The following is a 26387-nucleotide window of genomic DNA, read 5'->3' on the forward strand; positions in this document are numbered from 1 at the left end:
CCGGGTGGCGCTATAAACTTCCCCGCCCTTAATTACTCAGAGCGGGGTCTTGCTCTTTAGCCGACGGTCTGCGCCGCCCCCGAGGTCCATCAGATGCTTGGACAGGAAGCCGATGAAGGCCAGGATCGAGAAGCCGGTAGCGACCAGATAGAAGACAATCCGGCCCGCATCCTGGTAGATCAGCCCACCGAAGGTGCCGCTTAGCAGACCTGCGCCGCTGGACCATACGACAGTGAACAGCGCCATTCCGGTGGCCCGCAAGTGATCAGGGATGATCCGAGTGATGTAGCGGACCGCAGTTACATAATAAATACCGAATGAAATGCTGTGCATGGCCTGAATGGCAACTACGGTACCCGGTTCCTGCGCAAGCGACATGAACAGAAAGCGCAGCGTGAACATCAGGCTGGCAAAAGCGAGCAGCGGCAGCTCCTTGAACTTGTCGCCATATCTGCTGAGCAGGAAGAAGATGGGGATCTCACTGAGGGCAGAAGCCAGCAGCGCCCAGCCGACGACTTCATCTCCTGCATTCATGCCCTTGAGGCTGATGGTCAGGAAGGCTTCGTTCATCCGGTAGCCGATGGCGAGCAGGAAGACAGAGCCGAAGAACCACAGCACTTCCTTTTGCAGCAGAATCTCCCGTAGTCCGGAGGCCTTCAGCAGTTTGTCCGTAGACTCCATGTCTACAGAGAGCGGAGCCGCTTCGGTTCGCTTCACATCCTTCAGCCCAATCGTAATCAGCAGCGCGGTTACGACAATCACAATACAAATCGCTACACTGTACTGGGGTCCCAGCGCCCTAAGCAGATAGCCAATTGTAAGAGCGAAGAAGGAGTATCCCAGAGAGCCGAATACACGGATGGCAATGAAGTTCCGCCCGTGACGCTGGGCAATTTTGATGGCCATGGTATCTGCCAGTGGAAAAACTGGGTAATAGAAGAAATAGAAAAAGGACAAAATAAGCATGACACTTGAGAAATCAGTGGCTCTCGCCAGAATAATGGCGGTAATCAGCTGGCCTCCAAGCAGGAGGGCCATAATCTTACGGACGGTACCCAGCCGGTCGCTCATCATGCTCCAGAACAGATTGGAGAGAATCGAGATCAGCGGGCCTACGGAGTAGAGCAGACCCATTTGCGGACTGCTGAAGCCTAAGTGGGCATAAAATAACGGGAAATAAGAAACAACCAGCACACTGGTGCCGTATAGCGTAAACATAAAGGATCGCAGCCAGTTTTGGTCACTGTATTGGCCGCCGCTCCGCCTCGCATTCATGATTGTGCACTCCTTCTGGATATAGAAAAGTATAGTATAGCATAAAGCGGAGAGGCCGGGGGTTTCGTAAAATATCGATTTTCTGAATCTTTCAAGAGTTTGCGAAAGTGATTTTGTTGTTTGTACAAATCCGCTCTGCATATTATAATAATCATGATTTGGATAAGGAGACAACAATGTGGAGGCACTGTCATTGAATGAATTTGAGCAAGGCCGTTACCTAAGTCCGCGCGGTCCTATTGGAATGATGAACAGGGTCTATAAGTACGTGCTGCCGGAAGTACGATCATGTCTCGATTTCTGGCGCCAGGATGCAGAAGGAATTCCCGATCCCGAGCTCCGTAAGCAAGCGCTTGCCAGCATTGAAACGAAGCAGTTTCATTGCCAAGGCGGCGGTATCTATGCCGCCGGTAATTTGTCGATGAGACATATACTGATTCCGCTAATTGTTGCTTATCAGACAATCAGTGATTATTTGGACAACCTATGTGATCGCAGTACTTCGCTTGACCCTGACGATTTTCGGCTGCTGCACCAGTCGATGCTTGATGCGGTTACCCCCGGCGCAGAGCCAGTGAACTATTATGCGCTGCGTACCGAACAGAATGATGGCGGATATTTGAACAGGCTGGTCCGCAAATGCCAGGAGATGACCTCCCAGCTTCAGGGATACGGTGCTGCCGCTGAAGAGATTTATCAGTTGGCGGTATTATACACCGATCTTCAGGTCTACAAGCACATTCATCCTGATCTCAGGGAAGCTGCCCTGAAGGAGTGGTGGGAGAAGGAGGGGCATCGTGCACCTCATCTCCAGTGGAATGAGTTTGCAGCCGCAACCGGTTCAACTCTGGGTGTGTTTATGCTTTTTCTGGCTTCCTGTGATCCCAAGCTGAGCACCGCTGCATCGGCTTCCATTCGTGCTGCGTACTTTCCGCATGTGTGCGGGCTGCACATTATGCTGGATTATCTGATTGACCAGGACGAAGACCGGGCCGGCGGTGATCTCAATTTCTGCAATTATTATGAGAATACGGATATGATGCTGGATCGGATCGCTTCGATCGTAGAGTGGGCCCGCAGGGATGTCCAGAATCTTCCCGAGACCTCCATGCATCGTATGGTCATCGAAGGACTTCTGGCACTTTATTTGTCCGATCCCAAAGTCAGCGAACAGCGGGAGGTTCGCCTGGTATCCAAACGGCTGATGAGAAAAAGTCCGCTGACCCGGCTTTTCTTCTTCGTCAACAGCCGCTGGATACGCAAACGTATGTATTAATGCATTAGATGCTGCTGGGCCTTCGTCCGATTAGGAGATCCGGCGCAATTTTAAGGAGGAACTAACAGGATGTCAAACGTAAAAAAAATCGCAGTATTAACCAGTGGTGGAGACTCTCAGGGCATGAATGCCGCTGTGCGTGCGGTCGTCCGCAGCGCAATCTACTTCGGAATTGAGGTATTTGGCATTCAGCGCGGATATCAGGGTCTGCTGAACCGTGACATTTTCCCGATGGATCTGCGGAGTGTAGGGGATATCATCCAGCGCGGAGGTACTGTTCTGCAATCTGCACGCTGCCTGGATTTCATGAAGCCGGAAGGACAGCAGAAGGGTGCGGACATTCTCAATGAGTTCGGTATCGACGGTCTGGTTGTCATCGGCGGAGACGGCTCCTACCACGGTGCCAACAAACTCAGTAAGCTGGGCATTAACACCATGGCGTTGCCGGGAACGATTGATAATGATATCTCATTCACGGACTACACCATCGGATTCGATACAGCCGTTGGCGTTGTAGTAGATGCGATCAATAAATTGCGCGACACTATGTCTTCCCATGAACGTTCCTCTATCGTAGAAGTTATGGGACGCCACTGCGGAGACATCGCTCTGCATGCCGGCCTTGCTTCGGGAGCGGAGACTATTCTGGTGCCGGAAATGCCTTATGATCTTAATGAAGTAGCTGACCGGATGAAGGATAACTTCGCCCGCGGTAAACGTCATAGTATTGTCATTGTAGCCGAAGGCGTAGGCAAGGGTGAAGATGTTGCCCAGGCGCTCAAAGACCGCCATGCTTCTCTGGATGCCCGTGTAACCGTTCTGGGACATATTCAGCGCGGCGGTACGCCAACCCCGGCAGACCGTAACCTGGCCAGCCGTTTGGCCGATTTCGCAGTCCGCAAGCTGATTGAAGGCGAATCGGACAAGGCCTGCGGACTTATTAAAGGAGAATTGACGCTTACGGATATTGATAAGGTAGTGAACACGAAGAAGGATTTCGATATCGAGCTGTATGAACTGGCTTCCCGGTTATCTCAGTAAGAGCAGCAGGATTTATAGTATCTTCAACCCTCAGCGGAGCAGCGATCCTTCCTTAAGCGGAAGGGAGCTGCTCCGTTATTTGGCTTGACAGTATACCCTCACCCGTATATTATAATACCCATAGGGGTATGCAAATAGGAGGGAATTAGAATGAGCAGAACTATAGTGATTATCGGCGGAGTTGCCGGAGGGGCATCCGCTGCTGCACGCTTAAGAAGATTGAATGAAGAAGACAACATTATGATTATAGAGCGGGGAGAGCATGTTTCTTTTGCCAACTGCGGGCTGCCTTATTATATTGGGGAGACGATTGATTCCCGGGACAAGCTGTTTCTGCAGACACCGGCTGGTATCCGGGCACGCTTCAATATCGATGTGAGAATCTTTACCGAGGCGACAGAGATTGACCGTGAACGTAAGCAGATTCACTGCCGCAGTGTAACAACAGGAGAGACCTGGCAGATTCCATACGATATTGTGATACTCTCACCGGGAGCGAAGCCGATAGTTCCCCCGATTCCGGGCATTTCAGAGGCTGATAACCTGTTTACCTTAAGAAATATTCCCGATACGGACCGTATCAAGGATTATGTGGATACCAATTCGCTCAGACATGCCACAGTGATCGGTGCGGGCTTCATCGGACTTGAAATGGCGGAGAACCTGCGGGAGCGCGGTCTTGCAGTCACTGTAATCGACAGGGGACAACAGATCCTGAACCCGCTCGATCTTGAAATGGTCCGCCCGCTGGAAGCGCATATGCGCCTTCATGGTGTAGAGCTGCGGCTGAACGAGGGAGTGGAGGCTATTGAAGAGCAGGGCCGGCTGCTTCGCCTCTCTTCCGGTGATCAGCTGAAGACAGATATAGTAATTATGGCCATCGGAGTCAGTCCTGAGAATGACCTGGCACGGAGCTGCGGACTTGAGCTGGGCATCCGGGGAGCGGTTAAGGTCAATGCCTCATTGCAGACCAGTGATCCGGCCATCTATGCCGTAGGGGATGTCATTGAAGTGAAGGACCGCGTTCAAGGGTTCGATACCATGGTCTCCCTGGCCTGGGGAGCGAACCGGCAGGGGCGTCTGGCCGCCGATCATATCAACGGGCGGGAAGCCTCTTACACTGGGGCATTAGGTACTGCGATTATCAAGATCTTCGATATGACTGCTGCGCTCACTGGGAACAACGAGAAGACGCTGAAATCACTGGGGGTATCTTATGAAGCGGTGCATATCCACCCCAATTCCCACGCCGGTTACTACCCTGGTGCTGCACCGATAGCGCTCAAGCTGCTCTTTAATCCGCAGACGGGAGATATTTATGGAGCACAAGCGGTCGGAAGTGCCGGTGTCGACAAAAGAATAGATGTCATTGCCACCGCTATCCGCAGCAAGCTTAAGGCTGATGAGCTGGCGGATCTGGAGCTGGCGTATGCGCCGCCGTATTCCTCGGCCAAAGATCCGGTCAATATGGCGGGCTATGTGGCCTCCAATCTGATGGAGGGACTCGTCCGTAATCTGCAATGGCATGAAGTCGATGAATTCACTCGCGGCGGCGGTCTTATCATTGATGTGAGAGACGAAGCAGAGCGTTTAGCTGGCTTCATCCCCGGTTCCATCAATATTCCGTTGTCTGAGCTGAGAGACCGGCTTGCAGAGATTCCGCGGGATCAGGAGATCGCCGTATCCTGCCAGGTAGGGCTGCGAGGCTACATTGCAGCCAGAATGTTAAGCCAATACGGTTATCCGGTGCGGAATGTTGACGGGGGCTACAAGACGTACGCAGCAATCGCCGCGGGGAATAATACTGGAGATTGCGGGAAGACAGGGGCACCGGCTTTGAAAGTGGAGAACCCGGCTCCCGCCCGTATAGTCCATATCCAGGAACAGCTTAGCAGCAAGCCGCCGCTCTTGCTGGATGCTTGCGGTTTACAGTGCCCCGGCCCTATACTCAAAGTATATGAGACTATCAGTTCTATGGAGGAAGGCCAGCGGGTAGAGATCGCTGCAACGGATTTCGGTTTTGCCGCTGACATCAGACAGTGGTGCAGCAAGACGGGGAACACGCTGGAATCGGTGGATGTCTCGGGCGGCAAAGTGAAGGCACTGGTGCGCAAAGGACAGGACCCGGCTGACAGTACTGGGGTTCAGGCAGCACAAGCAGCGGTCCAGGAAGGGACTACGATGGTTGTATTCAGCGGCGATCTGGACAAATCCATTGCCTCGTTCATTATTGCTATAGGCGCAGCATCGATGGGCAAGCAGGTCACTATGTTCTTTACCTTCTGGGGGCTGAATGTTCTACGGCGCGCAGAGTCCCCACAGGTGAAGAAATCGGGTCTTGAGACTATGTTTGGCCTAATGATGCCCAAGGGGACACGCAGGCTTCCTTTATCCAGAATGAATATGGGCGGGCTCGGTGCCAAGATGATCCGGTATACGATGCGCCGCAAGAATGTAGATTCCTTGGAACAGCTTATACAGGCGGCGATGAATGCCGGTGTGAAGCTGATGGCCTGCACGATGAGTATGGACATCATGGGCATTAAGCAGGAGGAATTAATTGAAGGTGTAGACTTCGGCGGTGTTGCCAGCTATCTTGGAGCTGCCGAGGATTCGGGCGTGAACTTATTCATCTAGAGGGGGCCAAGAGACAGTGGAGTATGATAAAGCTATTACCAACCGGTTGAAGCGTATTGAAGGTCAGGTAAGGGGAGTGCTGGGGATGCTGGAGGAAGGCAAGGATTGCCGTGAAATCGTAACTCAGCTGACCGCGATCCGAACAGCCGTAGACCGTTCTATTGGTGCAGTGATCGGAGACAATCTGGAGCACTGTATCCAGGAAGAGCTTGCGAAAGGGAATTCTCCCGAACAAGTGATTAAGGAAGCGGTGGATCTGCTTGTAAAAAGCCGGTAATGAAGAACAGCCACAGACGAGGGAGGAAATCTCCAGAGTGTCTGTGGCTGTTTTTGTTAACTACAAGCGGCACTGTGTGGCGTTGCTTCAGGCCTTCCCTGGGGCGAATCTTCTCTGCACCCTGACAAGCCGGGCCAGTAGCAGAATTGCACCTATTCCAAGGCCGGTAATGAGTCCAATCCAGTAGCCGTAGGCCCCAAGCTCCGTATAGGTGGCGAGCAGGTAACCAACCGGCAGGCCGATCACCCAATAGGCGATGAAGCAAATAATGAATGCAGGGTTGACATCCTTATAGCCCCGCAGCACGCCTTGGGTCGGAGTTGCAATGGCATCGGAGATCTGGAAGAAGATCGCATAGATCAGGAAATGCTGGATCAGCGAGATCACCTCATGGTCATCCGAGTACAACCCGGCGACATGATTCCCGGCGAATAGCAGCACTAATGCTGTGAGCAGGGAGAGCGCAGCAGCCGTGCATATGCCCATAATGCCATACTGGCGCGCATCCCTCAGCCGGCCGGAGCCGCTCTCGAAGCCGACGAGAATTGTCAGGCTCATACAGATGCTCAGCGGAATCATATAAAGGGTGGAGGCGAAGTTAATGGCAGCTTGATGGGCTGCGATTGTGATGGTATCAAAGCGGCTCATCAGCAGGGTTACTGCAGAGAATACGGCCGTCTCGAAAAAGATAGAAAAGCCAATGGGCACACCGATTTTCAGCAATTCCTTGAAGCTTGCCAGGGACATCGCGTGAAATTTGCGGAAAATCTGAAGATCGCGGAAAGGCTCGGCCCGGTAGACGAAGATTAGGGCAATCAGGAAGATGACCCAGTATGTAATGGCAGAGGCTACACCTGCTCCTACTCCGCCAAGGCGGGGGAATCCAAAGTTACCGAAGATCAGCAGATAGTTAAGCCCGACATTGACCGGCAGGGCCATCAGGGTAATGAACATGGAGATACGGGTCTGACCCAGGGCATCAATACAGCTGCGGACAACCGTGTAGCCGAACAGCGGGATAATGCCGAAGGAGATGGCACTAAGGAAGCGGAAGGCGATGTCGTGTACCGCAGGCTCCAGATTCATGAAATTCAGAATCGGTGAGAGGGCGAAGCCGCCAAGAACCAGCACGAGTACCGAGACAATCAGGGAGAGCCACATGCCTTGCATCACCTGGTGAGCCACATCCTTACCCCGTTTGCTGCCGATGAGATGCGACACAATGGGCGTGATCCCCATAAGAATACCGCTGAGGCCTGTCTGGATGGGAATCCATAGACTTGTGCCGATGGCAACCCCGGCGAGATCATTCGTGCCGAATTTGCCGGACATATTAGTATCAAAGAAGGTGATGGCCGACAATGCAATCTGAGTAATCAGGATCGGAAGCAATATATGCAGGAATTGCCCGGCCTTTTGCTTAATGGTGGAAGTCTGTTTCATGATATCAATGCCCCGTAATTTGTATTTTGAATACTTATAATCCCAGTAAAAAGCCCGGCAGCTGCCGGGCTCTGAATATCGTGCAGTTATAATTGCAGAAAACTTATTGTTCGTACTTCACATCGGCGGTATAGCGGTTATTGGCATTCCAAAGCAGGAATTCTTCGATATTCTCGTCCTTCAAGGCACGGATCTGATCTTCAACCTGCTTCTTGCCGTATTTGACATAATGTCCGCTGCCCAGCCAGCTGGCGGTGAAATCCTGAATCCATGGGCGGATGACCGGCTTGTAGCTGCCTAGCGGATTCAGCTTCTTGTGTGTATCGACCATTGAGCCCTTAATGGTAGCATAAGGGTCTTTGTCCGGGTCCTTCACATCGAACCAGCCGGTGGAATAATGGCTCGGATAGACCATAGGGCTGATAACATCGACATTCTTGGAGATCTTCACGAAATCCTGGCCAATGCCCTCTGCGGCAGGTACCGAGGCGGCATAGCCGAAGATATCCACAGAGATCCGAACTCCCAGAGGTGCCAGCTCAGCTTTGGCATACTTAACAAAGTCGGCGATAATTTCCACGCGCGGTCTGTCGCTCTTCGTGTATTTCAGGCTGTCCGCACGCTTCTCGAAGCCTTCAGGGAAGCGTACATAGTCAAACTGGATTTCCTTGAACCCGAGCTTAACGGCCTCCTTGGCAATATCTACGTTATACTTCCACACAGTTTCATTATAAGGATTGACGAAGCTGTCTCCGCCTTTGTTGGCCCAGACCGAGCCGTCTTTGTTCACGAAGGATAATTCCTTGTTCTTTTTGGCGAGCACAGAATCCTTGAATACTACTATCCGCGCAATCGGGTAGACATCATGCTCCTTCAGGCGGGTCATCAGCTTGTTAATATCACCTATGAACGGCTGTGGATGTCCCATTTGCTGAAGCTCAGCATTATCCGTCTTGTACGTGATGTATCCGGCATCATCCTTAATATCGATAACCATGGAGTTGAGCTCAGTCTTGTCCAGCAGGGCAAGCAGGGTCTCCATCCGTGCACCCCCGGCGCTGTAGGCAGTCACGTATATCCCTTTAACCTTGGGTGCATCCGGCTGCGGATCGGCAAGAAGTGCTGTCTCCGGCGACGCGCTTGGTGAAGGAGAGGGACTTGTGCCGCCTCCATTCGGTGAAGCTGCTGCGTCCGGATTGGTTGTGTGTTCTGCGACGATGGGGGGATTCATGGCGCTCTGCAGTACTGCTGCCACATCAGCTTCATGTCCTTGATTCGGGACACCAACGCCTCCCAGGGCCATCATCAGTAAAGCCCAGGTGATATTCATTTCTTATTCGCTCCCTTTATGTACATTCCTTATAAAGTATAAGGTAACGGATGCACCCAAAAAGAACAGACTTGTAACAATACCCGTAATTTTTTGATGTCATAAATCCGCTCTTGTTGTTTATAAACGGGATGTACAGATTTTAAACCGCTGATTATAAAAGTAAATGCCGCCCCGGACTGGCACGAAGGCCAACGACCAGGGCGGCAACTATCACAACTTGCTCTTTAGGGCAGCTTGCTCAATGAAGATACGCAGAATTCTGATGCTCGCAAATGCTGTAATGGATGATATCCATGGCATCTGCCGGTTCCAGAATACTCAGACCGTCACGCAGTACGATTACTGAATTGAGTTCGTCCTGCTTCAGGAACGGTATCATATCCGGATACCACCTCATGACGATTGCTGACAGTTTTACCGTTTCCATTTCCACAACAATCACCCTTTCCTTTTTCGAATCGAACTGAACTAGAATTCAGGGTCCAACCGGAAAAACGAAGTGCCTGGAAAAAAGAGGGTAAATCACAATCTTCATGAAATTGTTAAGGTCCTGCGTAGTAATAATATAACATAATTTGAACGGATAATCATTTCTTATGATTTACCGTTTGCGGAAAGAGCCCATGACTCCGACTGTCTCAACAATATTTACAAAAGCCTGCGGGTCGCTTGTTTTGATGATCCGCTTCAGCTCTGCCAGCTCATACCTTGTGGTCACTGTCATTAGCATGTCCCGTTCTACATGAGAATAAGCGCCTTCTGTCTTAAATTTTGTAACTCCGCGCTGAAGACCCAGCAATTGCTGCAACAGCTCGTCTGTACGGTTGGTGATAATATACACAGTGACTTTGATGTGGCTGATATGAATCAGGTCGACTACCTTGCCGGTGACGTAAATGGAGACCATGGAAGCAAGCGCCAGGTTCCAGTTGTCGTCAAAATAAGCCGCTGCAAGAATTACTAGCCCGTTGAGGCCGACCAGCACACTGCCAACCGGGAAATCCCGGTACCGTGTTATAATGGAGCCCACAATATCGAAGCCGCCCGAGGAGCCGCCTACCCGGAAGGACACACCGGCACCGGCACCCACCAGCACCCCTCCGAAAACAGAGGCGAGCAGCATATCCGAGGATACCTGAAAGACCGGCACCACTGTCATCATCCAGGTTGTTGCCCCTACAGAGACAATGCTCAGGAGGATAAATCTGCGGCCCAGCTGGAACCAACCGGCGGCGAGCAACGGGATATTGAAGAGCAGGTACAGCAGGCTGATATTGAACGGAGTGAAATAACCGGCCAGCATGGCGAGGCCGGATACACCTCCGCTGAGCAGTCTGTGGGGGATCAGGAACAGATTAAAGCCGCTTGCGATCATCGCTGAACCGAAGAGAACGGCAAGAAAGCTCCCGAATAACCTTAGTTTAACCAAGCAAATTCACCTCTGTGTGTAATGTAAGTAATGAAAGTAAGGAATACACTGGTATTCCTTATTGGGTTTGTGATATAATGTATAGGATATTCTTGAGTAGGACGTTACAATGGTATTTTTGCATTGCTTTAGAATGCGAAGCTACAATTGTCAGGTGTATGTAGTGGCCTGATCATAGGACATTTTTTTGTCCCAATACGCGCTAAACCATGCAGAAAATACGGCATGATTGGACAGCCTATAAATGTGTTTACCGCTACTTAAGAATACAGACAAGCATGTGGAATGTCCACTGTATAGAAGGAGCATGAATAATTTGAAAACATTCGCAGAATTTGGCTTGGAGCCAAAAGTACTTCAAGCAATCACAGAGCTGGGATTTGAAGAGGCAACACCTATCCAGGAGCAGGCCATCCCGCTTGCTATGGCCGGAACGGATCTAATCGGCCAGGCACAGACGGGTACAGGTAAGACTGCAGCCTTCGGAATTCCCCTCATTTCCAAGATCGCACGGGAAGACGAAAGAATCCTTGCACTGATTATGACACCGACACGTGAGCTTGCCATTCAGGTTGCTGAAGAAATCGGCAAATTGACCCGCTTCAAGGGACTTCGTTCACTGGCTATCTACGGCGGGCAGGATATCGGCCGCCAGATCCGCGGACTGAAGAGAAAACCACAGATTATCATTGGTACACCAGGACGTCTCCTGGACCACATTAACCGCAAAACCATCCGCCTGGATGATGTTCAGACGATCGTATTGGATGAAGCCGATGAAATGCTCGATATGGGCTTCATGGAGGATATCCAGTCAATCCTCAAGCTCGTTCCTGAAGAACGTCAGACCATGCTCTTCTCGGCTACTATGCCTCCTAACATTCAACGTCTTGCCCAGCAGTTCCTGAAGAACCCACAGCATGTATCCGTAATACCTAAGCAGATTAGCGCACCACTTATCGATCAGGCTTATGTTGAAGTTCCTGAACGCCAGAAATTTGAAGCGCTGAGCCGTTTAATTGACATGGAATCCCCTGATCTGGCTATCGTATTCGGCCGTACCAAACGCCGTGTAGACGAGCTTGCTGAAGGATTGCAGAAGCGCGGATACTCCGCTGACGGCCTGCATGGTGACTTGTCCCAGAACCAGCGCGATGCAGTAATGCGTAAATTCCGCGACGGCAGCATCGATGTATTGGTAGCTACAGACGTAGCAGCACGTGGTCTGGACGTTTCCGGCGTAACGCATGTAATCAACTTCGACCTGCCTCAGGACCCTGAGAGCTATGTACACCGTATCGGCCGTACAGGCCGCGCCGGCAAAGAAGGTACCGCTTGGTCCTTCGTAACTCCGCGCGAAATGGATCACCTGCACCTGATCGAACGCGTAACCCGTCACCGTATTACCCGTAAACCGCTTCCTACAATGGCTGAGGCTATTGAAGGCAAACAACGCATTACAGCAGAACGTCTGCTTGCAATGGTTGAGGATGCTGAACTGAACGAATACAAAGGAATTGCCATTCAATTGCTGGAGCAATATGATTCTGTACAGCTGCTGTCCGCAGCTATGAAGCTTCTTACCGGCGATAACAAGGATGCGCAAATTGAGTTGACTCCGGAAGATCCGATCCGTGCCAAACGTCGCGGCGGCAAGAACGATATCCGCAGCGGACGCAAGCCTAACGGCGGCGGCTATGGCGGTAACCGTACAGGTTCCGGATCTGGCAGTGGTGGCGGCTATCGCGGCAATCGTGACAATGCAAGCAGCGGCGGCGGCTATCGCGGTAACCGTGACAATGCAAGTGGCGGCGGAAGCACCCGTGGCGGCTACAGCAGTGGCTACGGCGGCAACAGCGGAAGCACAAGCGGCAGCAGCTATGGTGGCGGCTACAAAGGCAACCGTGATGGGGCAAGCCGCACAGACGGAAGACCATCCTCGCGTCCGAGCAGCAGCACTAGTACACGCCCGGCCAAGCAGGATTTTGACGCTTAAGCAATAGCTGAGCACCCTGAAGAAGACGAGCAACCGTTACCGGTTCTCGTCTTCTTTTTTTGAATTCGCTTAGATGAAGGTGCGGCTGATAATGACCAGCAGGATGAATAACACGAGAATCGTTCCAGTGGAAGTCCAAGGATTGCAGCAGCCTGGTGCGGACATGAGGTCAACCTCCTTTGAACATGGGGAATTTGTTGTGGTTACAATGTAATATATGGACGGATTAGGGAGCTTGCTTAGACGCTTACCTAGAACTTGTAAACTTGGGCGCTGGAAAAGTCCTGTGCAAACAGGTATAGTTAAGATACGCAGTATGCACAAGATAGACAGGAGGAAGGGAATTGGAGTTTAAAGGAGCAATGGGCGGTATATACCGCATCACGGAATGGATCTCACGTATCGCCTTCAGCAATATTTTATGGGCGTTGTGTTCGATTCCGTTTCTGTTCGCAGGAATTTTGAAGATCCTCATGATGGGTTCAGGGGCAGGCGGACCGAATGAGCAGATTATGCTCAACTGGGTACTTGGTGTATTCGCACCATTCACTGTATTTCCGGCTACGGCGGCATTATTTACAGTGGTGCGCAAATGGGTAATGGGCAATACGGATGTTAGTACATTCCGCACTTTTTTTCAGGGGTACAAAGAGAATTATCTGAAAAGCATGCTAGGAGGGCTTATCTACACCCTGCTGTTTGTCGTTATGTACGTTGATGTGACCGTATACATGACACAAATGGCCAATTTTAAAATTGTCGGTATCCTGATGCTGGTGCTGATGATTATTTTGTTCGTATCCATGTTTAACTTCTTCTCCATCGTGGTTCACTACCAGATGACGTTCAAGGAAGTGGTAACCAATTCTATTCTGCTCACGATCGCCCGGCCGATCCGTGTGTTCTCGACGTTGATTGGTGCAGGGGTTCTTCTCTATATAGGTCTGCGTTATCCGGTACTCTATGTGCTGTGTATTCCTACGCTGATTGCTATGCTTGCCTTCTTTAATTTCTTCGCTACATACAATAAGCTGCAACTACAGGTGGAGAAGAAAAAGCTGGCTGAAGAACAGGCGGCGCTGGAAGCAGCTGAGAATGAAGGTCTCTCCTCCGAAGATGATGATGACGAAGACGAGGATGAAGACGACAGAGACAAGGATACCGGTAAGGATTTCAAGCGGACTTAACCTTCCCTTGATTATCCGGGCAGTAATGTCAACGGTAAATGATCCCGGTGTTAAATAAAGCGCATACAGGTTTACTTTTGGGTCAAGAAGCAATATAATGATTATAAATCCTGCGATGTACGTTATGGCTGCTCGTTGTTTTGAACCAATGATAATGTCTTGGGAGATCTACACGAAGCGCGGCTGAACAGCCCTGTCTATATGACCTGGGGAATTCAAAAACGACTTCTGCGGTCACCCACCTGCTCTAGCAGGTTCAGAAGACACTGCAGCTGGACGGCATAGGCGGGTTTTCTAATGGAATTGACAAGGCATCCTGTTACCTGCTCAACTGCGGGTTAGAGGGTGCCTTTTTCAAGGTTAAAGTGAGCAATACCCTTTTGTTCCGCGGACAAGAGTGTTACACTTAGGGTAGTGAACTTGGGATGTGAAGAGGGGGAAGAATTTTGTCGTTGAAAAGAACCTTGGTCGGTTTATTTCGCAGTCATGACGGAACAAGCGACCGTGCCAAAGATCCGGCATTGAAAACGCGTTATTACAATCTTTCAAGAGACAAGGCGTGGGACGAAGTATCCGCAACGCTGAAGAAAATTCCTGGATTTAAAGTCTTACATGAAGTGCAGTCTGTAGGGGAGATTACCCTGGAGAAAAGAACGGCGTTAGGCCGCTCACTGGATATTACCGTATCTGTGTTAAGCACCACACCCGTACGCTGTGCCGTAGATATATATTCAGCATCCAGAGGGTCGCTTGGTGATCTGGGTGCCAATTACCGTGTCATTCAGCGTTTGTACCAGTCTTTGGATAAGAAGCTGGGCAAATTTAAGGTGGATTAAGGACACCCCGCCGGACATGTATTACAGGGATTGTATGCGGTTTCCGGGAGTGGGACAGCCCGTTCCGCGCACAGATATCCTTATTGATCATCATACGCAAAAAGCGGGAGAAGGATGACCTTCTGCCGCTTTTTTTCAAAAATGTAGACGTCTATAGACTTGGATGTTGTATAACATATCAGCGCTGTCCGTTCAAGCTTACAGTAGTGCCTTAACCGCAGAGATCGCCGCTTCGTAGTCCGGGTGCTCAGCCATTTCACCGAGATACTCGACATAAGCCAAAGTGTCGTTCTTGTCCACAACGAAGATGGACCGCATATCGAGGCGGAACTCCTTGATCAGGACGCCGTAGGCTTGTCCGAAGGAAGTCTCTTTGTGGTCAGACAGGGTAATAACACTGTCAATGCCTGCGGCACCGCACCAGCGGGCTTGGGCGAAGGGGAGGTCTGTACTGATGGTGAGGATGACCACATCATCGCCAAGACCGGCAGCCTCACTGTTGAAGCGGCGGGTCTGCGCATCGCACACACCGGTATCCAGGGAAGGTACAACGCTGATCAGCTTGATTTTGCCAGCGTAATCTGTAAGTGTAACATCTTCCAGGAGATTCTTGCTTACCGTGAATTGCGGTGCGGAATCTCCGGCTTTCAGCTGCGGGCCTACCAGAGTAATGGGGTTGCCCTTAAAAGTGGCTACGCCTGTTCTTTCTTGCGTCATGTCCTTGTTTCCTCCTTGAATTGCATTATTGGCATGTACCTGCCAGAATAAATTATAATCTTTTTAGAAGCTGGATGTCGAGCTGGACAACATACATAAAAGGATGGGTGTTATGATTTTTATAAGGTATGAGAAATGGAGAAGTTATCTCCGGTATTATCCTGTTACTTGTGCGCTGATTCTGGCCAATGTGATTATGTTCATCGTGCTGTCGCTGAATGGCGGCTCCACCAATCTGTATACGCTTGTGAAGTATGGGGCAACGGTTAATGTGGGTCCTGAGAAGGATGAGCTGTGGCGCTACGCGGCGGCGATGTTCCTGCATAACGGCTTCGCCCATTTGTTCTTCAACAGCTTCTCGCTGCTTGTGTTTGCCCCGCCGCTGGAGCGGCTGATGGGCTGGTGGCGGTATGCGCTGCTGTATCTGGGCGGAGGCTTCATTGCGAATCTACTGGGGGTTGTGATAAGCAGCCGCGGGACCGTGGAGATTGGAATTGTCTCTGTAGGGGCCTCCGGAGCGATCTACGCCGTCTATGGCGCGTTCCTCTATATCGCAGTGTTCCAGAGGGCAATGATGGATGAGGGCTCACGCAAGACGCTCTACGGACTTCTGGTGATGGGGATTATCATGTCCTTTGCTGCTCCGAATATTAATTATATGGCTCATATTGGCGGCCTGATCGCCGGATTCTTCATCTATGGGCTAATCATCCGTGTATTCAAAAGAAAACGACGATAAGGAAGTGTAGTTTTGGAGCTTAGACAGCTGCAGTATTTTCTGAAGGTTGCGCAGAAGGAACATGTCACCAGAGCAGCGGAGGAGCTGCATGTAGCACAATCTGCGGTAAGCCGCCAGATTCATCAGCTGGAGCAGGAGCTGGGGGTCGATCTGTTCATGCAGAAGGGGAGAAATCTGCAGCTTACGCCTGTCGGGCAGCTCTTTTGCAAAAGAGTGGAGTCGTTGCTGAATGAGCTGGACCGGTCGGTGGCGGAGGTGCATGAATTCCTCGATCCGGAGCGGGGAGAGATCCGCATTGGCTTCCCGCACAGCCTCGGAACCCATCTCATTCCTTCGATTGTGGCGGAATTCCGCCGTCACTATCCGCATGTGAAATTCCGCTTCAAGCAGGGAGCTTACCCCTCCTTGATTAAGGATGTCATCTCTGGAGAGGTGGATCTGGCATTCATCTCCCCGTTCCCTGAGAATGCACCGCATGTGGCCGGAGATATCGTCATGACCGAGGAGCTGTTCGCCATTCTGCCGCAGAATCATCCGCTGGCCAGTCAGGAAGTAATCCGGCTGGAGCAGCTGAGGGAAGAGAAGTTCGTGTTATTCAGTCAAGGCTACTCGCTGCGGCCGATTGTGTGGCAGGCCTGCCTTGCGGCAGGGTTCAAGCCGCAGATTGCTTTTGAAGGCGGGGAGACCGATACGATCCGCGGCCTGGTTGCGGCCGGGATGGGGGTAAGTCTGCTGCCGGAGATGGCGCTCTACCAGACCAATCCGATGCAGCCTGCGCAGGTCCGGGTGGTGGAGCCTACGATTACCAGAACCGTCGGGCTGATTCACCGGGCCGAAGGCAAGCTGCCGCTGGTCGCCCAGTCCTTCCGTAACTTCCTGCTTACCTATTTCAAAGACAGACACACAGACAATACCCCGGTCGGCTCATAGCCTACCGGGGTATTGTCTGTGTAGTGATATAGATCTTAATCGCGGTTACCGAGGAACATCAGGATCAAGCGGATCAGTTCGATCAGGGATACCAGCGCTGCTGCCACATAGGTGAGTGCTGCGGCATTCAGGACCTTGGCTACCCCGCGCTCTTCATCATTGCGGATGAAGCCCTGCTGGACCATAATCTGGCGCGCACGGCTGCTGGCGTTGAATTCAACGGGCAGCGTCACCAGCTGGAAGGCTACTGCGGCAGAGAAGAAGATAATACCGAGTCCAATAAGGTTTAGTGAGCTGAAGATGAAGCCTGCAAGCAGCATGAAGGGGGCGACCCCGGATGCAAAGTTCACGACCGGGAACATCCGGTGGCGGAGCGCCAGCATCGGATAATGCTCCTTATGCTGAATCGCATGGCCGATCTCGTGACAAGCGACGGAGACCGCTGCGATGGAGCTTTCGTAATATACAGGCTCCGACAGCCGCACAACGCGGTTAATCGGGTCGTAGTGGTCGGTGAGGGTTCCTTGAACCGGTTCAATAGGAACATCGTAGAGTCCGTTGGCATCCAGCATACGCCGGGCAGCTTCATAACCCGTTAAGCCGTTCATGTTCGGCACCTTAGCCCATTTCTTGAAATTGCCTTTGACCCTGAACTGGGCCCATACAGAAAAGATAAAAGCGACGGCTAACAATACATACATTAGTGGCATCATATGTGCTCATTCCTCCATTATAAATTACAAGCTGTTACATTGGCGGCCCCTGCGTCAGTAGAAGCCGGATCGCTTCCATACAGGCGACGCCCTGAGGAATCAGTGCTGCCAGTGCCCGGTTGGCCTGGCCAGGCTTCAAACCGCTTATCACGGGCTCCAGGGCCTTCACTTCCCGTTCAAGCTGCTGCATCTGAAGCTCAAGCTGGACCAGCTTGCCGGAGACCTCAGCCTCAGGTGTGGCTGCATTCCACTTGCCCATCAGGGTTTTGATTTCTTCCAATGTATATTTCTCTTGCTTAAGCTGATTAATACGTTGCAGAACGACTAAGGTTTCATGACTGTAGAGCCGGTAATTTTTCATGCTCCTGGATTCCGGTATAATCAGTCCAAGCTTCGTATAATAATCAATGGTACGTTCGCTGATGCCAGCCGCCTTGGCCAGCTCTCCGATCCGGTAAAGGGTCATATCTCCAAGTTATCTCACCTCGCTATTTCCTGCGTAAAATAATCATATCAAATTGGAAACCGTACAGTCAAACGTGACGCTTACTTTAATGTATATGCTGATTTTTCATAAAGATGCTTGGGGGAAATTGAACCGAGAGTGTTCCTTAGAGGAGACGAAATCATGTTAAACATAACATGATGTGTTATGTATTTAATTCTATAGCTCTGCGGGAAACCATCAGGATTGCGGTAGGCGGAGAGTGCTGTATGGTGTGATCAAACGATAATAAAAGGCATGTTTACTAATAGATATTAATAAAAATACAGTATGAACCTAGGGGGAAAGCTCTAATGGCTGTATGCGTTTGCATAAGCGGTACATAAGGATACTTACTAATTAAGGAGGGGAATTCGCAGCGGCGCCGGGAATGAGCCTTGCGTGAAGAAAGGCGCAGCTTCCAAAATTAAATTAAAACATTCAAAAAAATAGTCTTGTCAATTTACCTGACTTCTGATTATAATGACATTAAGAGTTTCACGCTTTGTTAGAAAATATAACATTGGGGAGTGGGGTACAATATGAAAAAAAAGATGTTGATGATGTTCCTGGGTATGATTACACTGATGATCTATCCGGTCAGCGCATTCGCGGCTGAGGGTCCGGCAGCACCGGATCTGCAAATCGGATTGGACACTGCATTTACGTTCCTGGCCTTTATCCTTGTGTTCTTCATGCAATCAGGGTTCGCATTACTCGAGGCCGGTTCGGTCCGGATGAAGAATGCCGGTCACGTAGCCGGTAAGACGGTACTGACTCTGGCGATTGCAAGCTTATGCTTCTGGGCACTGGGCTTTGGCCTTGGCTTCGGTAACGGCAACAGCTTCTTCGGAACTACAGGCTTCTTGTATGGTGGCGATTCGGCCGCCTCTGCATTCGAATCCCTGGCCTTCTCCGATGTTACACTAAATACGAAATTCCTGTTCCAAATGGCATTTGCGGCAGTCTCCCTGGCGATTGTATCCGGTGGTATGGCTGAACGTGCTAAGCTTAGCGTCTATATTATCTTCGGAATTCTCTTCTCGGTTGTGATTTATCCGGTTGTAGCTCACTGGGTATGGGGCGGTGGCTGGCTGGCAGAGCTGAGCATGCAGGATTATGCAGGTTCTACGGTAGTCCATCTTACAGGGGCAACGGCGGCTGTAGTGGCGACCATTCTCCTCAAGCCTCGTCTTGGCAAATTCAACAAAGAAGGCAAGCCGGTCATTATTCCGGGTCATAACCAGGTATTCACTGTCCTTGGGGTTATCATTCTCTGGTTCGGCTGGTTCGGCTTCAACCCCGGCAGCGCGATGTCCCCTATGGGCGGATTCTTCGGACACGTAGCATTGACTACTAACATTGCAGCGGCGGCAGGCGGTCTGGCAGCACTGGCAGCTTCCTGGTTGTACTTCGGCAAATCCGATATTCCGGCAATGCTTAACGGCGTACTGGCAGCACTCGTTGCCATCACCGGTGCCTGTGCCTTCGTAGAGCCTTGGGCAGCTATTATTATCGGTCTCATTGCCGGTGCCTTCACCTTCATGACTTCGCAGTGGCTGGAGCGTGCAGGACTGGATGATCCAATCTATGCTTTCTCTGTACATGGTATTGCCGGTATGTGGGGGGCGTTGTCTACAGGCCTCTTCGCAGCACCTGATCTGATTGAACAGGGCGGACTTGTAGGTAAAGCAGGTCTGTTCTACGGCGGAGGCTTCCATCAGCTCGGCGTACAGGCGCTGGGTGTAGTCGGAACCTTCGTGTTCGTAGCTGTGATGTCCTTCATCATCCTGTATGTAATGAAGATGGTTATGGGTATCCGTGTAACGGAAGAAGAAGAATTGATGGGTCTGGATATCAGTGAGCATGGTACGTACGGTTATCCTGAGCAAATGAAGCTGATCAGTGAATCAGAATCCAAAACCCTCAAACACTAATATTTATACTCAGGCAGGGAGGCGGACCGCGTGGCTTCGATGGAGACAGCAGATTGGAACGAAGAAGAAAGTTACTTGTCCATCGTAACAGCCGGTTCGCCGGAGGAGCTTAAGGTGAGGCGTACCGTTTGTCAACAAGTGCTTCTGGAGCAGTTGAACGTGATTCCGGTACAGGAATGGATGTACCGTGTCAATGTCATGCATGACCAGCTTGCCAGAACGGCGGTACGCATATGTGAGGCGCAGATGAAGGAGGCGGGCTACGGCCTGCCTCCCTGCGCCTATTCCTTTATTGTATTCGGCAGTGCAGGCCGGCAGGAGGCTACGCTGTGGAGCGATCAGGATAACGGCTTGATTGTTGAGGAAGCGCTGGAGGGTGAGCGGAAAAGGTATTTCGAAGCTTTTGGCAGCATGCTGTCGGATGTGCTTGAGGCGATTGGCTATGAGAAATGCGAGGGAAGGGTCATGTGCTCTGAGCCGCTCTGGCGGAAGTCACTGGCTGACTGGAAGCGGCAGCTGGCAGACTGGATGGAGCAGCTCGAATGGGAGCCTGTCCGGTACCTGATTATCGCTTCGGATATGCGCCATGTTGCCGGAAGTGAGGCGCTGTCTGCGCAGTGGCGGGAAGCCCTGCATACCGGATTCACGGATAACAGCAAATTGACGATGGCGGTACTGCGCAATACGGTGCGCCATAAGGCAACGCTGAATCTGCTGGGGCAGGTGCTTACGGAACGGTTCGGTGATAATGCCGGCGGCTTCGATGTTAAATATGGCCTCTACATTCCGCTGGTCAATATCGTCAGGCACTTATCGCTGCTGCATGGAATAGAGACATCTTCGACACTAAAGAGGCTGGATGAGCTGGCGAAGCTGGAGCAGTATCAGCATCTGGAAGAGATCAGGCGGGCTTGTCTGACAGCGCTCAGGATGCGGGTGAATACGCCATTTACGGTGACGGACGGCCTGATCGTGAGCAGTGATTATTATGCCGAGAATGATCTGAAAAATAAGCAGCTCCGGGCGGAGCTGCGGGAAAGTCTGCTGCTGATCAGACGCCTGCATAAGGCGCTGCAGCGGCAGCTCCGGTCAGCGGAAAGGAGACAGCTATGAAGGAGCCGAGCAAAGGCGGAGGATTCTGGAATAATCTGCGGCAAGGCGGAATGCCCTCCGCCATCGCTTCCATGAGAGGCGGAGAGTCCGCGCAGCAGACAGCCCAGCAAATGGCCTTTATCCGTTCTTTGATGCGTGAGAAACGGCGTCCCGAGGTGCTGCACACTCCGCTGTCTGAACTGGAGACGGTGATATTCGATCTGGAGACTACGGGCTTCTCCCACCAGGGCGGGGACGAGATTATGTCCATTGGGGCGATCCGGGTGGTCGGGGAAGAGATCAAGGCAGAGGAATGCTTTTATACACTGGTGAACTGCGGGGCAACGATTCCTGACAATATTACGAGACTGACCGGAATCTCAGCAGATATGACCTCCTCTGCTCCGCCGCTGATGGACGGCCTGCATAACTTCATGTCCTTCGTCGGGCAGCGGGTGCTGGTAGCGCACGGAAGTGCTCATGACAAGGCGTTCCTGAATGCTGCCCTATGGAAGACGTCCAAGGTCCAGTTAACCCACCGGGTGCTGGATACGATGATGCTGGCCCGCTGGCTGGAGCCGCACCGCAGTAATTACACGCTCGATGAGTTGCTGGCGATCCATGAGATTCCCATTGAGGGCCGCCATCATGCGCTTGAGGATGCCAAGATGACGGCGAAGTTGTGGGTGGCGTACATCCGCCAGATTTTGCAAAAGAACCAGGTAGATACGCTAGGCGACTTGTACGCCTATCTGAGCAGGACTTGAGGGCTATTGTGTAAGACTAGCCGGGTGCAGTGCAAAGCGGGGGCTATTAAGGTATATCAGGAAGGCGGCGGGTCAGGCGCTACGTTGCGTATCGGCCTTAGGCCAATACACATGCCACCCGCTGCGGCAGCACCAGCAGCTGTCCGCAGGTCTCCTGCGGCAGCCGGGCAGCAGAAGCTTCCCCAGCCTCTGCTGTACGGATGAGTCCGGTCTGAACAGCCGGAGGCTTCCCTGGCCGCTGTCTGCTTTACCCCTCTCTCTTCATGGGATTTCGTCTTTGACGGAATCCTCTTTTTTATGTAAATAACGTTTGAAACTGGAGCAAGTGGGGGTACAATAGAGAAAAACCCTCCATGCAAAGGAACTGAACCCTATGAAAGCAGTCCATAAACGGAATGTAACGATTCTGGCCTTGATTGTTTTTCTGGCTGTTCTTGCCATAGAACATAAAGTGAAATCGGAGCCCAAGGCGGTTGCGGTCCTCCAGCAGACAGCGGAACCGGAGACTGGGGCATCCGCCGGACTCAAAGCGCCTCCTTTTACAGTGCAGGAAGGGGATAAGCAATACGGGGTCGATGGGGCAAGGGAGAAACCGGTTATTCTTAACTTCTGGGCTTCCTGGTGCGATCCATGCCAGCAGGAGGCTCCTGAGCTGAATAAGTTGGCTATGAAATACAGCAAGGTGCTGGATGTTTACGGAATTAACGTGACCAGCCAGGATTATAAGCCTAATGCGGAACGATTCGTCAAGAAGTACATGCTGACCTTCCCGGTGTTGTATGATCTGAAAGGCCAAATCTTCGATAAGTATAATGGGGCAGTGTTCCCGACCAACGTATTGATTGATAAGAACGGGATCATCAGCGAGATTATTCTGGGGGTTCTGAGTGCAGAGGAATTGGAGAAAAAGATTATCGCGCTGACCGGCTCCTAGCCACAGGCGATCAGCCGCATAGTGAAAAGCCCTCCTGCGCGGAGAAAGTTCCGCATCGGAGGGCTTTTTGGGTTGCATAGAGCGAAGTCAAGGCGGTCAGTGATTGACCAGACCTCGCGGTTCCTTGCTGGTCTGGATGCCCTGCTCCAGTGAGATCTGCCCCAGAAGGGCATGGCGCATGGAATCGACCAGGGCCTCCCAGCTCGCTTCGATCACGTTGCTGGATACGCCTACGGTGCTCCAGGTGTCGCTATAGTCCTTGGATTCAATCAGCACGCGTACCTTCGCGGCAGTCTGATCCTGTTCATCCAGCACGCGGACCTTATAGTCAGAGAGATGCATATCCTTGAGCTGTGGGAAGTAGGTCTGCAGCGCCTTACGCAGCGCATTATCCAGCGCGTTGACGGGTCCGTTGCCTTCGGCGGCTGTGTACAGGCTCTCGCCGCCGACCTTCAGCTTGACGAAGGCTTCGGAGACGACAGGGCGGCCGGCGGTTTTCTCGACCAGCATCTTGAATGATTCGAAGGTGAATAGCTCGTTCATCTCGCCGGTCGCTTCCCGGAGCAGCAATTCAAGCGAAGCATCCGCGCCTTCGAACTGATACCCCTGATGTTCAAGATCCTTGATCTTGTCGATAACCTTGCGGGCCTGCTCGCTGCTTGGATCAAGGCTAAGCCCCATCTCCTGTGCCTTGGACAGCACATTGCTCTGTCCGGCCAGCTCGGAGACCAGTACACGCTGCTTATTGCCGACCAGCTCGGGGGCGATATGCTCATAGGTCCGTGAATCACGCAGGATCGCCGAGACATGAATCCCGCCCTTATGGGCAAAGGCTGCTGCCCCCACATAAGGCTGGTTCACCGGCATGTTCACGTTGGCGACCTCACTGATATACCGGGCCGTGTTGGTGAGCTGCGGCAGGGAATCTCCGGGGATGCAGTGGTAGCCCATTTTGAGCTGCAGCGTTGGGATAATGGAGCATAGATTGGCATTCCCGCAGCGCTCGCCGTAGCCGTTAATGGTCCCCTGGACCTGCCGGGCACCGGCGCCGATTGCGCTCAGGGTGTTGGCAACCGCGAGCTCACAATCGTTGTGTGTATGAATACCGAGCGATGCTTCAGGGAGCAGCACACCGATGCTTGTCACAATATCATGGATCTCATGCGGCAGGGTTCCGCCGTTCGTATCGCACATCACCAGCCAGTCTGCTCCGGCCTCGCGGGCACGGGTAAGAACAGCTGCGGCGTATTCCGGGTTGTTCTTGAAGCCATCGAAGAAATGCTCTGCATCGAAGATGACCTCAAGCCCCTTGCGCTTCAAATAAGAGATGGAGTCGAAGGTCATGGCCAGGTTCTCTTCCAGGGTCGTCTGCAGGGCGGTATGAACATGGAAATCCCACGATTTGCCCACCAGGGTAGCCGCCGGAACGCCTGCGTTAATCATCCGCTGCAGTCCCTCGTCCTGCTCGGTGAGCGTGTTCTTGCGCCGGGTGCTGCCGAATGCGGTAATCTTGGCATTTAGATGGAGCTCCTGGACTCTTTTGAAAAATTCGATGTCCTTGTTGTTGCTTCCCGGATTGCCGCCTTCGATATAATGGACACCCAGATCGTCGAGTTTCCTGGCAATCTTCAGCTTGTCATCCGCCGACAGACTGATCCCCTCGCCTTGTGTTCCATCGCGCAGGGTAGTATCGAAGATAGAGATAGACTTAGACATGAGTGTCCTCCTAAAAGTGTTGTTAGCCTTCGTATAGGAAATTAATTTTTATATTATAGCATTTTTACGCGGGAAAGTAACAAAGAACTTTTCACCTCGCTGTCACAAGCGGCTCTCTGGCAAGTTGACCTCCCGCCGGGGTAGAGGTATGCTGACAATAACAATGGAACCCCGAAGATAAGAAGGTGGATACCATGCAGAGTGTGGATCAATATTATCCGGCAAGCGGCAGGGTTATTCTGCATGTGGACATGAATGCCTTCTACTGCTCTGTGCATGAGGCGGAAGATCCGGAGCAATATAAAGGCAAGGCGACAGCGGTGGCGGGCAGCGTGGAGGCTAGAAGGGGAATTATCGTCACCTGCTCCTACGCTGCGCGCAGGCTGGGCATCTCCACCGGGATGCAGGTGCAGAAGGCGCTGCGAATTTGTCCTTCCTTAATGCTTATTAAGCCGGATTTTCATCTATACCGCAAGTACTCCAATGCATTCATGCAGATTGCCTACAGCTATACTCCGCTGCTCGAAGCGGTCTCGATAGACGAATGCTATCTCGATATCACCGGCTCCCGCCAATTCGGAACGCCGCCGGAGATTGCCGAGGCGATACAGCGGCGGATTTTGGAGGAGCTGGGTCTGCCCTGCTCCATCGGGATTGCCCCCAACAAGCTGCTGGCGAAGATCGCTTCCGATCTGAAGAAGCCCAGCGGGATCTCAGTGCTGCGCCTGCGCGATGTGCCGACCGTGCTGTGGGACAAGCCGTGCAATGAGATGTTTGGTATTGGCGGCAAGACGGCTGAGAAGCTGCGGAAGCTGGGGATCTATAGCATCGGCCAGCTGGCGGCAGCGGATGAGACGATGCTGGTCGGGCATTTTGGCGTCATGGGCTCCTGGCTGAAACGGGCCGGGAATGGGATTGATCATGGAATCGTCAATCCTGAGCGGGAGCAGAGCAAATCCATCGGACATACGACTACGCTGCCGCATGATGTGGTGGGGCTGGCTGAGGCGCGCCCGATTCTGCTGAATCTAAGCGATCAGGTGGCGCGCAGGCTGAGGAAGCAAGGGCTGGTTGCAGCGGGGGTACAGCTGACGATCCGCACGCCGGATATGAAGACGATCACCCGCTCCCGCCAGCTTGAGGCTCCCACGGAGAGTGCCGAGGACATCTATAAGGTGGCCTGCGACCAGTTCGCGCGCCACTGGAAGGGCGATAAGCCGGTGCGGCTGCTGGGGGTAACGCTCCAGGGGCTGATGCCCAAAGAGGAGTCGGCCATTCAGCTGGACCTGTTCGACTACGAACGGCAGCCGAAGAAGGAATCGCTCAATAAGGCGATGGATATGCTGCGCAACAAATTCGGCGAGAATGCAGTGCTGACCGCAGGGATGCTGAGCGACAGCCACTCGGCGCGGCTGCGTAACCATAAGGAGCGGGGCACCTCGCTGCAGAAGGACAATCTGGGCGGTGCAGATAAGGATATAGACTGAACTAAGGCCCGGAATCAGCCGCCTGGAGCATCGCAGAGAATGAGGCAATAATGTCAACACATTGAAAATTCATTGAAATTGTATCCTATTTATATTAATATGAGAAAAATAACAGGCTGCGACTGCAGGCTGTATAGTTAA

At 52.1% G+C, this 26387-nt stretch carries 24 protein-coding genes and 1 other RNA gene; 15 read left to right on the plus strand and 10 right to left on the minus strand.

The window, feature by feature from the left end:
* Nucleotides 1-36: 36 nt before the first annotated feature.
* Complete coding sequence (locus NST43_RS09450) at nt 37-1275, minus strand: MFS transporter (RefSeq protein ID WP_339224015.1); 1239 nt, start codon at nt 1273-1275, stop codon at nt 37-39.
* A gap of 193 nt (nt 1276-1468) precedes the next feature.
* Between NST43_RS09450 and NST43_RS09455 the strand changes: the two genes are divergently transcribed.
* From NST43_RS09455 to NST43_RS09470, 4 genes are all read left to right on the plus strand, one after another.
* Entirely contained in the window at nt 1469-2551 is a 1083-nt protein-coding gene (locus tag NST43_RS09455) for a tetraprenyl-beta-curcumene synthase family protein (protein ID WP_339224017.1), read from the plus strand.
* 69 nt (nt 2552-2620) lie between these two features.
* Entirely contained in the window at nt 2621-3592 is a 972-nt protein-coding gene (gene pfkA, locus NST43_RS09460; RefSeq protein WP_209990978.1) for a 6-phosphofructokinase, read from the plus strand.
* 150 nt (nt 3593-3742) lie between these two features.
* Nucleotides 3743-6229, plus strand: coding sequence for a CoA-disulfide reductase (locus NST43_RS09465; RefSeq protein ID WP_339224019.1), 2487 nt, complete (start codon nt 3743-3745; stop codon nt 6227-6229).
* A 16-nt stretch (nt 6230-6245) separates the two neighbouring features.
* Complete coding sequence (locus NST43_RS09470) at nt 6246-6506, plus strand: metal-sensitive transcriptional regulator (protein ID WP_209990974.1); 261 nt, start codon at nt 6246-6248, stop codon at nt 6504-6506.
* An 87-nt stretch (nt 6507-6593) separates the two neighbouring features.
* Here NST43_RS09470 and NST43_RS09475 read toward each other — a convergent pair whose 3' ends face one another.
* The 4 genes from NST43_RS09475 to NST43_RS09490 form a co-directional block, all read right to left on the minus strand.
* The gene (locus NST43_RS09475) at nt 6594-7949 is read right to left on the minus strand and encodes an MATE family efflux transporter (RefSeq protein WP_339224020.1); all 1356 of its coding nucleotides are present in this window, start codon (nt 7947-7949) and stop codon (nt 6594-6596) included.
* 103 nt (nt 7950-8052) lie between these two features.
* Complete coding sequence (locus NST43_RS09480; RefSeq protein WP_339224022.1) at nt 8053-9279, minus strand: putative glycoside hydrolase; 1227 nt, start codon at nt 9277-9279, stop codon at nt 8053-8055.
* Nucleotides 9280-9520: 241 nt separating this feature from the next.
* On the minus strand, nt 9521-9709 hold the full coding sequence (locus tag NST43_RS09485; RefSeq protein ID WP_171718441.1) for a hypothetical protein: 189 nt from the start codon (nt 9707-9709) through the stop codon (nt 9521-9523).
* Between the two features lie 174 nt (nt 9710-9883).
* A complete protein-coding gene (locus NST43_RS09490; RefSeq protein ID WP_339224025.1) occupies nt 9884-10711 on the minus strand; it encodes a YitT family protein in 828 nt (275 codons plus the stop codon).
* A 316-nt stretch (nt 10712-11027) separates the two neighbouring features.
* Between NST43_RS09490 and NST43_RS09495 the strand changes: the two genes are divergently transcribed.
* Nucleotides 11028-12707 (plus strand): DEAD/DEAH box helicase, encoded by a 1680-nt coding sequence (locus NST43_RS09495; protein ID WP_339224026.1) that lies wholly within the window; start codon nt 11028-11030, stop codon nt 12705-12707.
* Between the two features lie 69 nt (nt 12708-12776).
* On the opposite strand, the gene NST43_RS09500 is transcribed toward NST43_RS09495, so the two are convergent.
* Nucleotides 12777-12872 (minus strand): hypothetical protein, encoded by a 96-nt coding sequence (locus NST43_RS09500; RefSeq protein ID WP_036702210.1) that lies wholly within the window; start codon nt 12870-12872, stop codon nt 12777-12779.
* 179 nt (nt 12873-13051) lie between these two features.
* Here NST43_RS09500 and NST43_RS09505 point away from each other — a divergent pair, with 179 nt between their 5' ends.
* The 3 genes from NST43_RS09505 (at nt 13052) to NST43_RS09515 (ending at nt 14730) form a co-directional block, all read left to right on the plus strand.
* Nucleotides 13052-13894, plus strand: coding sequence for a DUF624 domain-containing protein (locus tag NST43_RS09505; RefSeq protein ID WP_339224028.1), 843 nt, complete (start codon nt 13052-13054; stop codon nt 13892-13894).
* Between the two features lie 104 nt (nt 13895-13998).
* Nucleotides 13999-14190, plus strand: a non-coding RNA gene (ssrS, locus tag NST43_RS09510) — 6S RNA.
* A gap of 150 nt (nt 14191-14340) precedes the next feature.
* Nucleotides 14341-14730: a DUF1499 domain-containing protein gene (locus NST43_RS09515; protein WP_209990964.1), complete on the plus strand. Its 390-nt coding sequence runs from the start codon at nt 14341-14343 to the stop codon at nt 14728-14730.
* 198 nt (nt 14731-14928) lie between these two features.
* Here NST43_RS09515 and tpx read toward each other — a convergent pair whose 3' ends face one another.
* On the minus strand, nt 14929-15447 hold the full coding sequence (gene tpx / locus NST43_RS09520) for a thiol peroxidase (protein WP_036725207.1): 519 nt from the start codon (nt 15445-15447) through the stop codon (nt 14929-14931).
* Between the two features lie 112 nt (nt 15448-15559).
* On the opposite strand from tpx, the gene NST43_RS09525 reads away from it, so the two are divergent.
* Together NST43_RS09525 and NST43_RS09530 are read left to right on the plus strand one after the other, a co-directional pair.
* A complete protein-coding gene (locus NST43_RS09525; RefSeq protein WP_339224029.1) occupies nt 15560-16186 on the plus strand; it encodes a rhomboid family intramembrane serine protease in 627 nt (208 codons plus the stop codon).
* A 12-nt stretch (nt 16187-16198) separates the two neighbouring features.
* Nucleotides 16199-17116 (plus strand): LysR family transcriptional regulator, encoded by a 918-nt coding sequence (locus NST43_RS09530; RefSeq protein WP_209990959.1) that lies wholly within the window; start codon nt 16199-16201, stop codon nt 17114-17116.
* A gap of 35 nt (nt 17117-17151) precedes the next feature.
* On the opposite strand, the gene NST43_RS09535 is transcribed toward NST43_RS09530, so the two are convergent.
* A complete protein-coding gene (locus NST43_RS09535) occupies nt 17152-17826 on the minus strand; it encodes a zinc metallopeptidase (protein ID WP_209991214.1) in 675 nt (224 codons plus the stop codon).
* Between the two features lie 37 nt (nt 17827-17863).
* Nucleotides 17864-18295, minus strand: a complete 432-nt coding sequence (locus tag NST43_RS09540) for a MerR family transcriptional regulator (RefSeq protein ID WP_339224030.1) — start codon at nt 18293-18295, stop codon at nt 17864-17866.
* A gap of 560 nt (nt 18296-18855) precedes the next feature.
* On the opposite strand from NST43_RS09540, the gene NST43_RS09545 reads away from it, so the two are divergent.
* From NST43_RS09545 to NST43_RS09560, 4 genes are all read left to right on the plus strand, one after another.
* Complete coding sequence (locus NST43_RS09545; RefSeq protein WP_209990956.1) at nt 18856-20250, plus strand: ammonium transporter; 1395 nt, start codon at nt 18856-18858, stop codon at nt 20248-20250.
* Between the two features lie 39 nt (nt 20251-20289).
* Complete coding sequence (locus NST43_RS09550) at nt 20290-21363, plus strand: DUF294 nucleotidyltransferase-like domain-containing protein (RefSeq protein ID WP_339225381.1); 1074 nt, start codon at nt 20290-20292, stop codon at nt 21361-21363.
* Nucleotides 21360-22109: an exonuclease domain-containing protein gene (locus NST43_RS09555; RefSeq protein ID WP_209990954.1), complete on the plus strand. Its 750-nt coding sequence runs from the start codon at nt 21360-21362 to the stop codon at nt 22107-22109. The genes NST43_RS09550 and NST43_RS09555 overlap by 4 nt, the downstream gene beginning before the upstream one ends.
* Before the next feature lie 373 nt (nt 22110-22482).
* Nucleotides 22483-23043: a TlpA disulfide reductase family protein gene (locus tag NST43_RS09560; protein WP_209990952.1), complete on the plus strand. Its 561-nt coding sequence runs from the start codon at nt 22483-22485 to the stop codon at nt 23041-23043.
* Nucleotides 23044-23139: 96 nt separating this feature from the next.
* Here the strand turns inward: NST43_RS09560 and cimA are convergent, their stop codons facing one another.
* Nucleotides 23140-24759, minus strand: coding sequence for a citramalate synthase (cimA, locus tag NST43_RS09565; protein WP_339224033.1), 1620 nt, complete (start codon nt 24757-24759; stop codon nt 23140-23142).
* A 194-nt stretch (nt 24760-24953) separates the two neighbouring features.
* Here cimA and NST43_RS09570 point away from each other — a divergent pair, with 194 nt between their 5' ends.
* Nucleotides 24954-26246 (plus strand): DNA polymerase IV, encoded by a 1293-nt coding sequence (locus NST43_RS09570; RefSeq protein ID WP_339224035.1) that lies wholly within the window; start codon nt 24954-24956, stop codon nt 26244-26246.
* Nucleotides 26247-26387: the final 141 nt, after the last annotated feature.

The sequence above is a fragment of the Paenibacillus sp. FSL H8-0332 genome (assembly GCF_037963835.1).
In the GTDB taxonomy this organism is placed as follows: Bacteria; Bacillota; Bacilli; order Paenibacillales; family Paenibacillaceae; genus Paenibacillus_AQ; species Paenibacillus_AQ rhizoplanae.

What these genes read in the sequence shown, in the direction of transcription:
- tpx (WP_036725207.1), bottom strand. Translation starts at nt 15,447, where the DNA reads ATGACGCAAGAAAGAACAGGCGTAGCCACTTTTAAGGGCAACCCCATT.
- NST43_RS09450 (WP_339224015.1), bottom strand. Translation starts at nt 1,275, where the DNA reads ATGAATGCGAGGCGGAGCGGCGGCCAATACAGTGACCAAAACTGGCTG.
- NST43_RS09550 (WP_339225381.1), top strand. Translation starts at nt 20,290, where the DNA reads ATGGAGACAGCAGATTGGAACGAAGAAGAAAGTTACTTGTCCATCGTA.
- NST43_RS09545 (WP_209990956.1), top strand. Translation starts at nt 18,856, where the DNA reads ATGAAAAAAAAGATGTTGATGATGTTCCTGGGTATGATTACACTGATG.
- cimA (WP_339224033.1), bottom strand. Translation starts at nt 24,759, where the DNA reads ATGTCTAAGTCTATCTCTATCTTCGATACTACCCTGCGCGATGGAACA.
- NST43_RS09525 (WP_339224029.1), top strand. Translation starts at nt 15,560, where the DNA reads ATGATTTTTATAAGGTATGAGAAATGGAGAAGTTATCTCCGGTATTAT.
- NST43_RS09500 (WP_036702210.1), bottom strand. Translation starts at nt 12,872, where the DNA reads ATGTCCGCACCAGGCTGCTGCAATCCTTGGACTTCCACTGGAACGATT.
- NST43_RS09555 (WP_209990954.1), top strand. Translation starts at nt 21,360, where the DNA reads ATGAAGGAGCCGAGCAAAGGCGGAGGATTCTGGAATAATCTGCGGCAA.
- NST43_RS09480 (WP_339224022.1), bottom strand. Translation starts at nt 9,279, where the DNA reads ATGAATATCACCTGGGCTTTACTGATGATGGCCCTGGGAGGCGTTGGT.
- NST43_RS09535 (WP_209991214.1), bottom strand. Translation starts at nt 17,826, where the DNA reads ATGCCACTAATGTATGTATTGTTAGCCGTCGCTTTTATCTTTTCTGTA.
- NST43_RS09560 (WP_209990952.1), top strand. Translation starts at nt 22,483, where the DNA reads ATGAAAGCAGTCCATAAACGGAATGTAACGATTCTGGCCTTGATTGTT.
- NST43_RS09465 (WP_339224019.1), top strand. Translation starts at nt 3,743, where the DNA reads ATGAGCAGAACTATAGTGATTATCGGCGGAGTTGCCGGAGGGGCATCC.
- NST43_RS09570 (WP_339224035.1), top strand. Translation starts at nt 24,954, where the DNA reads ATGCAGAGTGTGGATCAATATTATCCGGCAAGCGGCAGGGTTATTCTG.
- NST43_RS09475 (WP_339224020.1), bottom strand. Translation starts at nt 7,949, where the DNA reads ATGAAACAGACTTCCACCATTAAGCAAAAGGCCGGGCAATTCCTGCAT.
- pfkA (WP_209990978.1), top strand. Translation starts at nt 2,621, where the DNA reads ATGTCAAACGTAAAAAAAATCGCAGTATTAACCAGTGGTGGAGACTCT.
- NST43_RS09485 (WP_171718441.1), bottom strand. Translation starts at nt 9,709, where the DNA reads ATGGAAACGGTAAAACTGTCAGCAATCGTCATGAGGTGGTATCCGGAT.
- NST43_RS09540 (WP_339224030.1), bottom strand. Translation starts at nt 18,295, where the DNA reads ATGACCCTTTACCGGATCGGAGAGCTGGCCAAGGCGGCTGGCATCAGC.